Source organism: Curtobacterium sp. NPDC089689, assembly GCF_044749145.1.
In the GTDB taxonomy this organism is placed as follows: domain Bacteria; phylum Actinomycetota; class Actinomycetes; order Actinomycetales; family Microbacteriaceae; genus Curtobacterium.
The window spans coordinates 222,673-237,296 of the sequence record NZ_JBIVHJ010000004.1 but is presented as its reverse complement, the minus strand read 5'-3'; the positions used below and the strand labels follow the sequence as shown (position 1 = coordinate 237,296).

13 protein-coding genes are annotated in these 14,624 nt (G+C 72.3%); 11 read left to right on the top strand and 2 right to left on the bottom strand.

Annotated features, from left to right (window positions below; genetic code table 11):
* The first annotated feature begins 20 nt into the window (after positions 1 to 20).
* From ACIPYW_RS15860 to ACIPYW_RS15840, 5 genes are all read left to right on the top strand, one after another.
* Positions 21 to 398 (top strand): holo-ACP synthase, encoded by a 378-nt coding sequence (locus ACIPYW_RS15860; RefSeq protein ID WP_400415194.1) that lies wholly within the window; start codon positions 21 to 23, stop codon positions 396 to 398.
* Positions 399 to 531: 133 nt separating this feature from the next.
* Positions 532 to 819: an acyl carrier protein gene (locus ACIPYW_RS15855; protein ID WP_290132004.1), complete on the top strand. Its 288-nt coding sequence runs from the start codon at positions 532 to 534 to the stop codon at positions 817 to 819.
* Positions 820 to 821: 2 nt separating this feature from the next.
* The gene (locus ACIPYW_RS15850) at positions 822 to 2,192 is read left to right on the top strand and encodes an acyl-CoA dehydrogenase family protein (protein ID WP_400415192.1); all 1,371 of its coding nucleotides are present in this window, start codon (positions 822 to 824) and stop codon (positions 2,190 to 2,192) included.
* Positions 2,189 to 3,154 carry an amino acid--[acyl-carrier-protein] ligase gene (locus ACIPYW_RS15845; RefSeq protein WP_400415189.1) on the top strand — a complete coding sequence of 322 codons (966 nt, stop codon included), beginning with the start codon at positions 2,189 to 2,191 and terminating at the stop codon, positions 3,152 to 3,154. The genes ACIPYW_RS15850 and ACIPYW_RS15845 overlap by 4 nt, the downstream gene beginning before the upstream one ends.
* The gene (locus ACIPYW_RS15840) at positions 3,151 to 4,722 is read left to right on the top strand and encodes an alpha/beta hydrolase (protein WP_400415186.1); all 1,572 of its coding nucleotides are present in this window, start codon (positions 3,151 to 3,153) and stop codon (positions 4,720 to 4,722) included. Before ACIPYW_RS15845 ends, ACIPYW_RS15840 begins: the two co-directional genes overlap by 4 nt.
* A 118-nt stretch (positions 4,723 to 4,840) precedes the next feature.
* Here ACIPYW_RS15840 and ACIPYW_RS15835 read toward each other — a convergent pair whose 3' ends face one another.
* Complete coding sequence (locus tag ACIPYW_RS15835; RefSeq protein ID WP_400415180.1) at positions 4,841 to 5,656, bottom strand: alpha/beta fold hydrolase; 816 nt, start codon at positions 5,654 to 5,656, stop codon at positions 4,841 to 4,843.
* A 167-nt stretch (positions 5,657 to 5,823) separates the two neighbouring features.
* Entirely contained in the window at positions 5,824 to 6,312 is a 489-nt protein-coding gene (locus ACIPYW_RS15830; RefSeq protein ID WP_290132009.1) for a peroxiredoxin, read from the bottom strand.
* A 241-nt stretch (positions 6,313 to 6,553) separates the two neighbouring features.
* Here ACIPYW_RS15830 and aceE point away from each other — a divergent pair, with 241 nt between their 5' ends.
* From aceE to fabF, 6 genes are all read left to right on the top strand, one after another.
* Positions 6,554 to 9,298 (top strand): pyruvate dehydrogenase (acetyl-transferring), homodimeric type, encoded by a 2,745-nt coding sequence (aceE, locus tag ACIPYW_RS15825; RefSeq protein WP_290132010.1) that lies wholly within the window; start codon positions 6,554 to 6,556, stop codon positions 9,296 to 9,298.
* Between the two features lie 28 nt (positions 9,299 to 9,326).
* A complete protein-coding gene (locus ACIPYW_RS15820) occupies positions 9,327 to 10,529 on the top strand; it encodes a CdaR family transcriptional regulator (RefSeq protein WP_193750380.1) in 1,203 nt (400 codons plus the stop codon).
* 133 nt (positions 10,530 to 10,662) lie between these two features.
* Positions 10,663 to 11,604: an ACP S-malonyltransferase gene (locus tag ACIPYW_RS15815; protein ID WP_400415176.1), complete on the top strand. Its 942-nt coding sequence runs from the start codon at positions 10,663 to 10,665 to the stop codon at positions 11,602 to 11,604.
* A 44-nt stretch (positions 11,605 to 11,648) separates the two neighbouring features.
* Positions 11,649 to 12,638, top strand: a complete 990-nt coding sequence (locus tag ACIPYW_RS15810; protein WP_290134249.1) for a beta-ketoacyl-ACP synthase III — start codon at positions 11,649 to 11,651, stop codon at positions 12,636 to 12,638.
* 82 nt (positions 12,639 to 12,720) lie between these two features.
* Positions 12,721 to 12,969, top strand: a complete 249-nt coding sequence (locus ACIPYW_RS15805) for an acyl carrier protein (protein WP_022903951.1) — start codon at positions 12,721 to 12,723, stop codon at positions 12,967 to 12,969.
* 203 nt (positions 12,970 to 13,172) lie between these two features.
* Complete coding sequence (fabF, locus tag ACIPYW_RS15800) at positions 13,173 to 14,417, top strand: beta-ketoacyl-ACP synthase II (protein WP_400415174.1); 1,245 nt, start codon at positions 13,173 to 13,175, stop codon at positions 14,415 to 14,417.
* The last annotated feature ends 207 nt before the right edge of the window (positions 14,418 to 14,624 follow it).

The window sequence follows — 14,624 nt, the reverse complement described above, 5'->3', positions numbered from 1 at the left end:
ACCACGCGTAGCCTGACGGCATGACCGTGATCCGGACGGGGACCGACCTGGCCGACGTCGAGGACGTCATCCGCGGCATCGCGACCCACGGCGAGCGCTACCTCGCCCGGGTGTTCACCGTGCAGGAGCGCGTGGACACCGGCGACGACCCCGAGCGCCTCGCCGCCCGCTTCGCCGGCAAGGAGGCGGTCGTCAAGCTCCTCCGGCCGACGCGCACCGACCCCGTTCCCCTCGCCGACGTCGCGGTCGTCCTCGACGAGCACGGAGCACCCACCGTCGAGCTCGCCGGGGCGGCCGCGGCCCTCGCCGGGACGATCGGCTGCGGACCGATCGCGATCTCGCTGTCGCACGAGCGCGGCCTCGCCGTCGCGACGGCCGTGGCCCTGTCCGAGCGCTGACGTCGCGACGCGGGGCCCGGCGCCGTCCGCCCTCGACGTCCCTGTGCGTCCGCTCAGGCGCCTCGCGGGGTCGTGCGGTTTCGCGCACCCGGGAAGCGGCTTTCCGGGGAGCCATCCTCATTACGGTTGCCGCATGGACCAGGACCAGCAGACCAGCGCGACCGCCGTCGCGCTCGCCGACCCCAGCACCGAACAGGCCGTCCGCCGCGCCCTCGCCGACCACGGACGCCTCGTCGTCGACGCGTGGGACGTGGCCTCGATCGCGGACCTCTACGCGCTCGGGCTGACGTCGCACGCCACCGTGAACGTGATGCTCGCGGTCGAGAACGAACTCGACGTGGAGTTCCCCGACGCCGTGCTCAACCGATCGACGTTCGCGACCGTGGAGTCGATCGTGCACGCCGCCGGGCTCGCATCGTGACCGTGATCGACACGGCTCCGCCGACCGCGCCCGTCCCGGTCGTCACGGCTGCGCGCAGCGGGTCCGGACGTCGTGCTCGCCGCGCGGCGACCCCGGCCACCGCACCCGCCGCCGCGGCGGGTGCCGCCACCGCATCTCCCGCAGCCGCTGCGGCTCCCGCAGCCGCTGCTCCTCCGGTCGCGAGCGCCGCCAGCGCCGCTGAGGCGGCCGTCACCGGCACGGACCCCTGCGGCCGGTTCGCGGCCCGCACGGCGCTCGTCGCCGACGTCGCACGGCTGTTCGCCGACGAGGTGGACCGGGACGCCCGACCCCCGCGCGAGGCGATCGCCGCGATGAAGGAGCACGGCCTCCTCGCCGCGGCCGTCCCGGTGGAGCTCGGTGGCGAAGGAGCCACCGTCGCCGAGCTGTCGGTCATCGCGACCGAGCTCGGACGGGCCTGCGCCGCCACCGCGATGGTGTTCGCGATGCACCAGGGCCAGGCGATGGCCCTGTGGCGGCACGGCGGCGACGGTGCCGGCGTGACCGACCTCGTGGCACGGGTGCGCGAGGGTGCGCTGCTCGCGTCCTCGACCACCGAGCGCGGCATCGGCGGCGACGCCCGCCGGAGCACCTGCGCCCTGGAGTCCGACGCCGACGGACGCATCCGGCTCCGCAAGGACGCCCCGGTCATCTCCTACGCCACCGAGGCGGACGCGATCCTCGTCACCGCTCGCCGGGACGTCGACGCCGCGGCCTCCGACCAGCGCGTCGTGGTCTGCCTGCCCGAGCAGACCACGCTCACGCAGACCTCGACGTGGGACACCCTCGGACTCCGGGGCACCTGCAGCAACGGTTGGGTGCTCGACGCGGAGACCACGGCCGACCACGTCCTCCGGGACGACTACGCCGCCGTCAGCTCCCGCACGGTGCTCCCGGTGTCGCACGTGCTCTGGGCGTCGGTGTGGCTCGGCATCGCCGCCGACGCCGCCGACCGCGCCCGCACGGCTGTCCGGAAGCAGGCACGCGCCACCGTCGGGTCGACCCCGCCCGGCGCGCTCCGGCTCGCCGAGCTGCTCGTCGAGCTGCAGTCGCTCGCCGACGCCGTCCGGCACGCCGCGGAACGGTACGACGTCGTCGCCGAGGACACCGACGTCCTCGACTCCACGGCGTACGCACTCTCCGCGAACGCCCTCAAGATCGGGGCGTCCGAGCACGTCACCGACCTCGTCACCCGGTCCCTGCGCATCGTCGGGATCGCCGGGTACGCCGCGAGCGGTTCCGTCAGCATCGCCCGACACCTCCGAGACGCCCACGGTGCCGCCGTCATGGTGAGCAACGACCGTCTCCTCCACAACGACGCCGGCATGGCGCTCATGACGGGAGCACTCCTGTGACCATCCACCTCGACCACGACACCGCCGCGCCCGCCGTGGACAGCGCCGACGCCCTCGGCACGGCCCGCGCCGAGCTGCGCGGCCGCCTGCTCGCCGACGGCGTCCTCCTCGACCTCGGCTCCCCCGGCCTCTACGGCCGCACGGGGGTGTTCGAGCGCGTGTACTCCGCCGTCGACGCCGCCGCGGTCCGCAGCCAGGCCGACCTCGACGCCGAGGTCCTGCGCTTCCCGCCGGTCGAGCCGCTGGCGTCCTTCGAGCGGACCGACTACATCGCCTCGTTCCCGGACCTCGCCGCCTCCATCTCCGGGTTCACCGGGGACGACCGGACGCACCGGGCGCTCCTGGCCGCCCGCGAGCGCGGGGAGCGCTGGGAGGGCTTCCTCGAACCCGCGGACCTCATGCTGACGCCGGCCGTCTGCCACCCCGTGTACGGCCTGGTCGGTGACTCGGTGCCCGAGGGCGGCCGCTCGTTCGACATCCTCGGCGACTCGTTCCGCCGTGAGCCGTCGCTCGACCCGATGCGGCTCCAGGCGTTCCACATGCACGAGTTCGTGCACATCGGGACACCCGCGTCCGCGAAGGCGCACCGCGACGACCGCATTCCGGTGATGCGCGCACTGCTCGAGTCGTTCGGCCTCGAGATCGACGTCGTGCCCGCGAACGACCCGTTCTTCGGCCGGGTCGGCCAGATGCTCGCCCGCAACCAGGTCGAGCAGGCGCTGAAGTTCGAGTTCGTGACCCCGGTCTACGGCCCGGACCACGACGCGACCGCCATCAGCTCAGCGAACCTGCACGAGGACCACTTCGGCACCGCGTTCGGCATCCGGAGCGCGGACGGCGCCGTCGCCCACAGTGCCTGCATCGCGTTCGGCCTGGAGCGCATCACCATCGCGCTCTTCGCCGCGCACGGCACCGACCCCGACGAGTGGCCGGCTGCCGTCCGCTCGGCGCTGGCGCTGTGAGCACCCTGCACGGTTGGTCCGGCTCGCCAGCCGTCCGCGTGGCCGTGCAGCTGCCACCCGCCGCGCGGGCCGGGGTGGTGGTCGTCCCGCCGCTCGGACAGGAGGGCGTGATCGCGTACCGCACCCTCCGCCTGCTGGCGGACCGCCTGGAGGCCCGTGGCGTGGCCACGGTGCGCTACGACCCGTCCGGACGAGGGGACGCCGCCCCCGACACCGACCCGCACGCGCAGGTCCGGTCCGCGGGACACGCAGCCGCGCTGCTCCGCAGCACGGGTGTCGAGCGGATCGCCTTCGTCGGGCTGGCCTCCGCGGCGTTGATCGCCGCCGATGCTGCCGGGGACGACGACGCGCTCGTCGTGTGGGACGCGCCGGCGTCCGGTCGTGCGTGGCTCCGGGGACAGCGGGCGCTCGCGACCATGACGATCGGTCCCGACCGCGTGGTCGACGGGTACGAGACGCTCGTCGGCATCGACGTGGACGCGGCCGAGGCGGACGTCCTCGGCGCGCTCGCCTACACCCCGCGGTCCGCGCCGACCGTGGCGTTCGTCCGCGAGGGTGCTCCGGCGCCCCGTGCGCTCGGCCCGGTCGAGCGGATCGAGGTCACCGGCAGCGCCGAACTCCTCGACCGCACGAGCATGCACGCCCGGATCCCCGACGCCGCGGTGGACGCCGTGGTCTCCTGGCTCGACACCTGGGCCCCGGCGGCTCCGGTGCCCGTCCGGGAACCCGCACTGCACGAGGTGCTCGACGTCGACGGGCGCGTGTCGGAGCGCATGGTCCGGATCGGTCCCGAGGCCCTGTTCGGCATCGAGACGGTCTCGTCCGCGCAGCACCACGACGCTCCGACCGTCCTGCTGCACAACGGCTCGGCGGAGCACCGGGTGGGCGCCACGGACTACCAGGTCGCACTCGCCCGGGACCTCGCGCGCGACGGCGCACGGGTGCTCCGCATCGACCGACGAGGTACCGGCGAGAGCTCGGTGGTGCGGGCGGACGAGCGGGACTTCATGTTCGCGCAGGAGTGGATCGACGACCAGTCGGCGGTCGTCGACGCGCTCGACGTCCCGCCGGAGCGGCTCGCCCTCGTCGGGATGTGCGCCGGCGCCTGGCTCGCCGGTCGTGCGGTCGAGGAGGCCCCACGGCTCGTCGTGGAGATCAGCCCGAACGACTACCGACGGACGCCGGCGGCCCCGGGGAGCTACGCGGACCACGTCCGTGCGGTGGACTCCCCGTCCGCCCGACGACTCCGGGTCCGGGAGCTCTACAACCGCTGGGTGCCCGAGCGACTCCGTGCACGCATCGCCCGTCGGGACCGGGTGGGCGGTGTGGTGAGCCACGTCCGTCCGCTCGTGCAGCACGGCACCGACGTCGTGCTCGTCGTGGCGCCGGAGGACGCCGAGCTGTTCGACCGGCTCGGCGGCCGCCGCGCGGTGAAGCGGTGGTCGGGCCAGGTGGACGTCGTGCGGGTGCCGGAGGGCGACCACGCGCTGTTCTCCCCCGCCATGCGCGCCGCCGTCCGGGCCGAGGTCCGCTCCCGCGTCGCCGCGACGTTCCCCGCCCACGTCTGACGTCCCTGCCGACATCTGACGTCCCTGCTCCACGAGACGCGCGCGTTTCGACGTCCCGCCCGTCGTTCGACACGTGGCACGTCGGAACGCGCGCGTTCCGTGGGCCCCGAGGTCCGGGTCAGGCGGCGAGGAGCGCGGCGACCGCGGCGGGGTGCTCGACGTGGGCGAAGTGGCCGCAGTCGTCGAGGAGCACCGTCCGGGCGTCGGGGACGAGTGCGCGGAGGTCGTCGAGGTCCGCGGGGCGTGCGAACACGTCGTCGCGCCCGAGCACGGCGACCACCGGGCACCCGATCGTCGTCCACCGCCCGGTGTCGTACGCCGCAGCGGCGCGGGCAGCGGCCGTGAACCCCCGCGGCCGGAGCTCGCGCACGAACGCGTCGAGCACGCTGCGGTCGAGCCGACCGACGTGCGTGAACACCGGCGCCGCGAACAGCCGCAGCAGCCCGACGGCAGCGAGTCCGCGGAGGAGCGGGACCGCGGACCGCCCGGTCACGAGGAGTCCGGCGCGGAGGAGCGTGTAGGCCGGGAGCGTCCGGAGGGCCCGCCACGGGTGCCGGGCAGCACGGACCGTGGCGGCGGTCGTCGGCGAGACGAGCAGGAGCGAGTGCACGCGCGCCGGCAGCACGACCGCGAGGTGGAGTCCGACGAACGCGCCCATCGAGTGCCCGATCACCTGCACGGGCCCGGTGCCGAGCGCGTCGAGGACCGTCGACACGGTCACGGCAGCGTCGTCGATCGACACCGGCGCCGGCGGGGTCGGTGACGCGCCCCAGCCGGGCAGGTCGAGCAGGACCACTCCGCGGCCGCGGAAGCCGTCAGCCGCGTCGAGCAGCGGTGTCCACGTGGTCCACGACCCGGCGACGCCGTGCAGGAGCAGGACGGGATCCGGACCGGGCCGGTGGTGGACCACCAGGGAGCCGACCGGGGTGGACACGGTCGTACGGTCGAGCGACCAGCGAGCGGGGTCGTCCCGAAGCGGGGACGGCGCGTAGGCGCCGTTGCGTGGAGCGACCGCGCCGTCGAGCGGTCGTCCGTCGGTGAGCCGCACCGTGCCTCCAGTCCGTCCGGACGCGTCAGCGTCCTCCGGAGGGGTTCGGAACGCTAGCCGACGGCGACGGGTGCCGCGCAGGCGGCGAGCCGGTCGAGGGCGGCGCGGTACTCGGCGACGTCGCGCTGCAGGCCGGGCTCGGTGATGATCGACGCCTTGATGCGCCCCTGCACGTCGATGACGAAGGTCGCCCGGGTGGCGAAGCCCTTCTTGTCGAGGAACACGCCGTACTCCTTCGACACCGCGCCGTGCGGCCAGAAGTCCGCGAGCAGCTCGAAGTCGTAGCCGTTGGCCTCGGCGAAGGAGCGGAGCGTGGCCTTCGAGTCGACGGAGATGCCGATGAGCTCGACACGCTGGTCCTGGAACATCGCGATGTTGTCCTGCAGGACGCAGAGCTCGTTGGTGCATCCCGACGAGAACGCGAGGGGGAAGAAGACGAGGGCGACGGGGCGGATGCCGCGGAAGTCGCTGAGGCGGACGTGCTCGCCGAACTGGTTCGGGAGCTCGAAGTCCGGCGCGAGGGAGCCGATCTCCAGTGCCATCGGTGCGTGTGCTTCTTCCTCGGGCGTGGTGTGTGCCCGTGTCCCGTGCAGGCGCGGGTCACGCGTGCACGATCGGCAATCGTACGCCGACGTCACCCGAATGCAAGCGCACGTCCACGTGCACGTCACCATCAGGCTCACGGTCGGTGGTGGGGCCTAGAGTGGTGGGGGTTTCCCTCAGGTCCGACCCGACCGCCGGAACCCGCCATGTCCACCACCACGAGAACGAACGAGGTCAAGGGTGACGGTGAACGACCAGGACCCGTACAGCGCCGGCAGCAACGACCAGGACCCGGAGGAGACCGCCGAGTGGCGTGAGTCCCTCGACGGTCTGGTGCAGACCCACGGCCACCAGCGCGGCCGCGAGATCATGCTCAGCCTGCTCAAGCGGTCCAAGGAACTGCACCTCGGTGTGCCGATGGTCCCCACGACGGACTACGTCAACACCATCGCTCCGGAGAACGAGCCCGAGTTCCCCGGCGACGAGGAGCTCGAGCGCCGCTACCGCCGGTGGATCCGCTGGAACGCCGCGATCACGGTGCACCGTGCCCAGCGCCCGGGCATCGCCGTGGGCGGGCACATCTCGACCTACGCGTCGAGCGCCGCGATGTACGAGGTCGGCTACAACCACTTCTTCCGTGCGCAGGACCACCCCTCCGGCGGCGACCAGGTCTTCTTCCAGGGCCACGCCTCCCCCGGCATGTACGCCCGCGCCTACATGGAGGGCCGCCTCAGCGAGGACCAGCTCGACGGCTTCCGGCAGGAGAAGTCGCACGCCGGCGGCGGGCTGTCCTCGTACCCGCACCCGCGTCTCATGCCGCACTTCTGGCAGTTCCCGACCGTGTCGATGGGCATCGGCCCGATCAACGCGATCTACCAGGCACAGCAGGCCAAGTACTTGTCGAACCGTGGCATCAAGGACGCGTCCGACCAGCAGGTCTGGGCGTTCCTCGGCGACGGCGAGATGGACGAGGTCGAGTCGCGCGGGCAGCTCCAGGTCGCCGCGAACGACGGTCTCGACAACCTGAACTTCGTGATCAACTGCAACCTGCAGCGTCTCGACGGCCCGGTGCGCGGCAACGGCAAGATCATCCAGGAGCTCGAGGCGTTCTTCCGCGGTGCCGGCTGGAACGTCATCAAGGTCGTCTGGGGCCGTGAGTGGGACGACCTGCTCGCCCGCGACACCGAGGGTGCGCTGCTCAACCTCATGAACGCCACGCCGGACGGCGACTACCAGACGTACAAGGCCGAGAACGGCGCGTACGTCCGCGAGAACTTCTTCGGGCGCGACCCGAAGGCGCTCGAGCTGGTCAAGGACTACACCGACGACCAGATCTGGAACCTCAAGCGCGGTGGCCACGACTACCGCAAGGTCTACGCCGCGTTCAAGGCCGCGACCGAGCACAAGGGCCAGCCGACCGTCATCCTCGCGAAGACGGTCAAGGGCTACGGCCTCGGCCCGAGCTTCGAGGGCCGCAACGCGACCCACCAGATGAAGAAGCTCACGCTCGACAACCTCAAGCAGTTCCGCGACGAGATGCGCATCCCGATCTCCGACGCGCAGCTCGAGGAGAACCCCTACACGCCGCCGTACTACCACCCGGGGAACGACGACGAGGCGATCCAGTACATGCACGAGCGCCGCCGCGAACTCGGTGGCTACGTGCCGGAGCGCCGGACGAAGTACACGCAGGTCACCCTGCCCGACGACTCGAAGTACCAGGTCGTCAAGAAGGGCTCCGGCAAGCAGGAGGTCGCCACCACGATGGCGTTCGCCCGCCTGCTCAAGGACCTGCTGCGCTCGCCCGACTTCGGCGACCGCGTCGTCCCGATCATCCCGGACGAGGCGCGCACGTTCGGCATGGACGCGTACTTCCCGACCGCGAAGATCTACAACCCGAACGGCCAGCACTACACGTCGGTCGACCGCGAGCTCCTCCTGGCCTACAAGGAGAGCCCGCAGGGCCAGATCATCCACGTCGGCATCAACGAGGCGGGTGCCCTCGCGGCGTTCACCGCGGTCGGCACCTCGTACTCGACGCAGGGTGAGCCGCTCATCCCGGTCTACGTCTTCTACTCGATGTTCGGGTTCCAGCGCACCGGCGACGCGATCTGGGCCGCCGGCGACCAGATGACCCGCGGGTTCATGATCGGAGCGACCGCCGGCCGGACGACCCTGACGGGTGAGGGCCTCCAGCACGCCGACGGCCACTCGCTGCTCCTCGCGGCGACGAACCCGGCCGTCGTGTCCTACGACCCCGCCTACGGGTACGAGATCGGCCACATCGTGAAGGCCGGCCTCGAGCGCATGTACGGCACGAACGAGGACGGCTCGCCGAAGCACGCCGACCCGAACGTCATGTACTACCTCACGGTGTACAACGAGCCGCTCGTCCAGCCGGCCGAGCCGGAGGGCGTCGACGCCGAGGGCATCGTCAAGGGCATGTACCTCCTCAAGCCGAGCGAGCAGGACGGGCCGAAGGCACAGCTCCTCGCGTCCGGTGTCGCCGTGCCGTGGATCCTCGAGGCGCAGCAGCTCCTCGCCGAGGACTGGGGCGTGTCGGCGGACGTCTGGAGCGTCACGAGCTGGGGTGAGCTGTACCGCGACGGTCTCGACGCGGAGCAGCACGCGTTCCTCAACCCGAACGAGGCCCCTCGGACGCCGTACGTCACCGAGCGCCTGCTCGGCACCGAGGGCCCGGTCGTGGCGGTGAGCGACTTCATGCACCAGGTGCAGGAGCAGATCCGCCCGTTCGTCCCGACCGACTACGCCACGCTCGGCGCCGACGGTTTCGGCTTCTCGGACACCCGTCCGGCAGCCCGCCGCTTCTTCCACATCGACGGCCCCTCGGTCGTCGTGCGGACGCTGCAGCAGCTCGCGAAGCAGGGCAAGGTCGACCACGCCCTCGTGCAGCAGGCCATCGACAAGTACCGCCTGCACGACGTCACCGCCGGCACCACCGGCAGCGCGGGCGGCGAGAGCTGAGTTGTCGACTCCCCGCACCGACCCTGCCGTGAGCCAGCAGAGCGACCGCGAACGCGCGCTCTCCTGGCTCCGGCAGGTGTCGGGCGAACTCTCCACCGCGACGATCAAGCGGCTCGAGGACACGCTGCCCTGGTACAGCGAGATGCCGCCGGGTCGTCGTTCGGCCGTCGGCCTCGTCGCTCAGGCCGGCATCACGTCGTTCATCAGCTGGCTCGAGGGCACCGCCTCGACCCCGTGGATCGCCGCGGCCGACGTCTTCGGCTCGGCACCGCGTGAACTCCTCCGCTCGGTGAGCCTGCAGCAGACCCTGCAGCTCATCCGTGTGGTCGTGACCGTGGTCGAGGAGCGCGCCAAGGACGACGAGATGCTGCAGGAGGCGATCCTCAAGTACTCGCGGGACATCGCCTTCGCGGCCGCCGACGTCTACGCCCGTGCGGCCGAGGCCCGCGGGCTCTGGGACGCCCGACTCGAGGCGCTGGTGGTCGACTCGATCCTCTCGGGCGAGTACGACGACGAGCTGCCCTCCCGGATCGCGGCGCTCGGGTGGCACGGCCACGGCGAGGTCGCGGTGCTCGTCGGCACCGCACCGAAGCAGCTCGAGGTCGACCAGATCCGCCGGACCGCGCGCCACATGGACGCCGACGTGCTCATCGGCGTGCAGGGGTCACGGCTGGTGGTCGTCATCGGCCGGGCCACCCCCCGCGACGACGTCCCCGAGGGCGAGGACCCGGTGTCCTTCACCGCGATCGCCCAGGCCCTCGAGCCGTCGTTCGGTGAGGGCCACCTCGTGCTCGGCAACGAGGTCCCCGGTGTGGTCGACGCGTCGACCAGCGCCAAGGCCGCCCTGGCCGGGTTCGCCGTGGCGCGGGCGTGGCGCGGGGCACCGCGTCCGGCTCTCGCCGACGACCTGCTGCCCGAACGGGCCCTCGCCGGCGATCCGCTGGCACGGTCCGCCCTCGTCCAGCGCATCTACGTCCCGCTCAAGGACCAGTCGACCGAGCTCCTGCAGACGCTCTGGTGCTACCTCGACACGGGGCGCTCGCTCGAGGCCACCGCCCGTGAGCTCTTCGTGCACCCGAACACCGTCCGGTACCGCCTCCGTCGCGTGGCGGACATCATCGGGTGGGACGCCACGCACGCCCGCGACGCCCTCATCGTCCAGTCGGCGCTCATCCTCGGCGCCATGTCCGAGTCGGCGTCCGGCCGGCGCCGTCTGCCCCAGCGCCGTTGAGCCGCACGGCTCCCGCTGCCGTGGGTCGGACCCGGAACGCATCGCAGGTTGTAGGACATCGCACAATGTCGTGCGGGGATTCGTGTGGGAAGCCCACACGGACCCCGCGTGCCGTCCCCGGCAGGATTGTCCGGTGATCGTCGTCGTCGCGCCCGGACAGGGCTCCCAGACCCCAGGCTTCCTCGCCCCCTGGCTCGAGGACCCCGCAGTCCGTGACCGTGTCGGAGCCTGGTCGGACGCCGTCGGCGTCGACCTCGTCGCGCACGGCACCGTCTCGGACGCCGAGACGATCAAGGACACCGCGCTCGCGCAGCCGCTCATCGTGGCCGCCGGGCTGATCACCGCCGACGCACTGCTCGCCGACGGTCGCCGCGACCTGGTCGGTGGCGTGGCCGGACACTCGGTGGGCGAGTTCACCGCCGCCGCCGTCGCCGGCATCGTCGAACCGACCGACGCCCTGACGCTCGTCGCCGAACGCGGCCGCGCGATGGCGGACGCCGCAGCGCTCGAACCGACCTCCATGGCCGCGGTCCTCGGTGGCGACGCCGACGCGGTCGCCGCAGCGCTCGACGCCCGCGGTCTCGTGCCCGCGAACCACAACGGCGGCGGCCAGACCGTCGTCGCCGGTGCTGCCGACGCGATCGCCGACCTCGCTGCGGACCCGCCGGCGAAGGCCCGGGTCGTGCCGCTCGCCGTCGCCGGTGCGTTCCACACGCGGTACATGGCTCCGGCGGTCGACCGTGTCGCACCGGTCGCCGCGGCCGCCACTGTGCAGGACCCCACGCTCCCGATCTGGACCAACGCCGACGGCTCCCGCGTCGACGACGGCCGACGTTTCGTCGACCTGATGGTCCAGCAGATCGCGAACCCCGTGCACTGGGACGCCGTGATGGAGTCGTTCTCCGCCGCCGGCGTCACCGGCATCATCGAACTGGCCCCGGCCGGTGCGCTGGTCGGCCTCGCCAAGCGCGGCCTCCGCGGCACCCCGACCGTGGCGATCAAGACCCCCGACGACCTGCCCGCAGCCATCGAGCTGCTGCAGGGCGCGAAGACGGAAGCAGAGGCGACCGCGTGACGGACGCGACCGACAGCACCAACCCGACCCGTGCCTCCCGGCCGATGCTCCAGCAGCGTCGCGGCCACGAGTTCACCCGCATCCTCGCGTACGGCGCCGCCCGTGGCGAGAACGTCGTGCCGAACGACGACCTGGTCGGCCCGATCGACTCCTCCGACGAGTGGATCCGGCAGCGCACCGGCATCGTCACGCGCAAGCGTGCGGGAGCCGACACCGAGGCCGTCGACCTCGCCGAGGCCGCCGCACGTGAGGCCATCGCGAAGGCCGGCATCGAGCCGTCGCAGATCGGTGTCGTCCTGGTGAGCACCGTGACGCACACGGTCGCGACCCCGTCGATGGCGTCGCTGCTCGCCGAGCGGATCGGCGCGACACCCGCTGCCGCGTACGACGTCAGCGCCGCGTGCGCCGGGTACGCGTACGGCATCGCGCAGGCCGACTCGTTCATCAAGTCCGGCCTCGCCGACCACGTCCTGGTCATCGGTGCCGAGAAGCTCAGCGACGTCGTCGACCCGACCGACCGCTCGATCTCGTTCCTCCTCGGGGACGGCGCCGGTGCGGCCGTCGTCGGACCGAGCGAGTTCCCCGGCATCGCGCCGACGATCTGGGGTTCGGACGGCTCGAAGTGGGACGCGATCGGCATGACCGCGACCTACAACGAGTGGGCAGCCGGCGCGCCGCGCCCGACGATGCGGCAGGCCGGTCAGACGGTGTTCCGCTGGGCCGTCTGGGAGATGGTGAAGGTCGCCCGCGAGGCGATCGAGGCCGCGGGCGTCCGCCCGGAGGACCTCGCCGCGTTCGTGCCGCACCAGGCCAACATCCGCATCATCGACGAGTTCGCGAAGCAGCTCGGTCTGCCCGACACGGTGGCCATCGCCCGCGACATCACGACCACCGGCAACACCTCCGCCGCGAGCATCCCGCTCGCGACCCACCGGCTGCTCGAGGAACACCCCGAGCTGTCCGGCGGCCTGGCCCTGCAGATCGGCTTCGGTGCCGGTCTCGTGTTCGGCGCCCAGGTCGTCGTCCTCCCCTAGCCCCCCGAGCCTCCGCGCACGAGCACTGCCCGTGCCCTAGGCTGGTCCACGGTCAAACGACACCCCCTCAAGGAGAATCCCCATGGCCCTGTCCAACGAAGAAGTCCTCGCCGGCCTGGCCGAGCTGATCAACGACGAGACCGGCATCGCGACCGACACCGTCGCCGCCGACAAGTCGTTCACCGACGACCTCGACATCGACTCCATCTCGATGATGACCATCGTCGTGAACGCCGAGGAGAAGTTCGACGTGAAGATCCCGGACGAAGAGGTCAAGAACCTCAAGACCGTGGGCGACGCCGTCGACTACATCGTCAAGGCGCAGGCCTGACGCGAGCTTCCTGAGCGCCGCGGCCCCGGCGGAACAGCCGCGGGCCGCGGCGCTCGACTCGTCCACCTCCGGACCGGCAGCGCCGGTCCGACCCGGCCCGGCGCTCGTCGGTCCGACCCGGCCCGGCGTTCGTCGGTCCGACCCGGCTCCGTCCGGCTCCGCCACGAGCGGCCGGACGTCCTCACGAAAGAACACGTCGTTCCATGACCAACAAGACCGTCGTCGTCACCGGGATCGGTGCGATCACACCCCTCGCCGCGACCGCCCCGGAGACGTGGGAGGCGCTGCTCGCCGGCAAGTCCGGCATCACCCGCATCGAGGACCCGCGCTACGCCGAGCTCGAACTCCCTGTGGAGTTCGCCGGCCAGGCGCGCCGCTTCGTCACCGACCAGCTCACCCGTCCGGAGACCAAGCGCTTCGACCCCTCGTCGCAGCTCTCGCTCATCGCCGCCCGTGAGGCCTGGGCCGACGCCGGCATCGACGCCGAGTCTGTCGTGCCCGAGCGCCTCATCGTCGACTGGGCGACCGGCATCGGCGGTGTCAACACGCTCCTCGACGCCTGGGACACCCTGCGCGAGAAGGGTCCGCGCCGCGTCATGCCGATGACGGTGCCGATGCTCATGGCGAACGGCCCGGCCGCCGCCATCGAGATGGAGTTCGGCGCCCGCGGCGGTGCTCGCACGTACCTCTCCGCCTGCGCCTCCTCGACCGAGTCCCTCGCCGAGGCGTACCGCCACGTCGCGACCGGCGAGGCCGACATCGTCATCGCCGGTGGCGCCGAGGCCGCGCTGCACCCGCTGCCGCTCGCCGCGTTCGCCGCGATGCAGGCACTGTCGCGTCGCAACGACTCCCCCGAGACGGCCTCTCGCCCGTACGACGTCACGCGTGACGGCTTCGTGCTCGGAGACGGCGCCGCGGCGCTCATCCTCGAGACCAAGGAGCACGCGGAGGCACGCGGCGCGAAGATCTACGCCGAGGTCGCCGGTGCCGGCATCACGTCGGACGCGTTCCACATCACCGCGCCGGACCCCGAGGGCAGCGCCGCCGCCCGTGCGGTCCTCCAGGCGCTCGAGCACGCCGGTGCCGCCCGCGAGGACGTCGTCCACGTCAACGCGCACGCCACCTCCACGCCGGTGGGCGACGTCGCCGAGTACCACGCCATGCGCCGTGTCTTCGGTGACCACCTCGACGACGTCGTGGTCTCGGCCACGAAGGCGTCGACGGGGCACCTGCTCGGTGGCGCCGGCGCGATCGAGGCCGTGTTCACGGTCCTCGCGCTGCACGACCGGGTGGCGCCGCCGACGATCAACCTCACGGACCAGGACCCGGAGATCGTCATGGACGTGGCGCGCGAGCCGCGCCAGCTGCCGGACGGGGACCTGCTCGCGGTGAGCAACTCGTTCGGCTTCGGCGGGCACAACGCCGTGGTGGCGTTCCGCAACGCGTAGTCGCGTTGGTCGCGCCGGTCGCGTCCGTTCCGGCCTGGAGGCCCGCCCCGCATCGTCGGGGCGGGCCTCCGCTGGTTCCGTGGCCGGTCTGGTGCCGTGCCGCCGGGCGGCCAGGTCGGGCCTGGGCAGCGCGAGTCCGCTCCCACGAAAGCGACAGGTTCCGCGCGTGCCGTCACGACCTTCTGTCGCTTTCGTCGACCGCGCCCT

Excerpts from the sequence above, each read along its gene's own strand:
- ACIPYW_RS15830 (WP_290132009.1), bottom strand. The coding sequence starts at position 6,312 with ATGGCACTGGAGATCGGCTCCCTCGCGCCGGACTTCGAGCTCCCGAAC.
- ACIPYW_RS15855 (WP_290132004.1), top strand. The coding sequence starts at position 532 with ATGGACCAGGACCAGCAGACCAGCGCGACCGCCGTCGCGCTCGCCGAC.
- ACIPYW_RS15805 (WP_022903951.1), top strand. The coding sequence starts at position 12,721 with ATGGCCCTGTCCAACGAAGAAGTCCTCGCCGGCCTGGCCGAGCTGATC.
- ACIPYW_RS15860 (WP_400415194.1), top strand. The coding sequence starts at position 21 with ATGACCGTGATCCGGACGGGGACCGACCTGGCCGACGTCGAGGACGTC.
- ACIPYW_RS15810 (WP_290134249.1), top strand. The coding sequence starts at position 11,649 with ATGCTCCAGCAGCGTCGCGGCCACGAGTTCACCCGCATCCTCGCGTAC.
- fabF (WP_400415174.1), top strand. The coding sequence starts at position 13,173 with ATGACCAACAAGACCGTCGTCGTCACCGGGATCGGTGCGATCACACCC.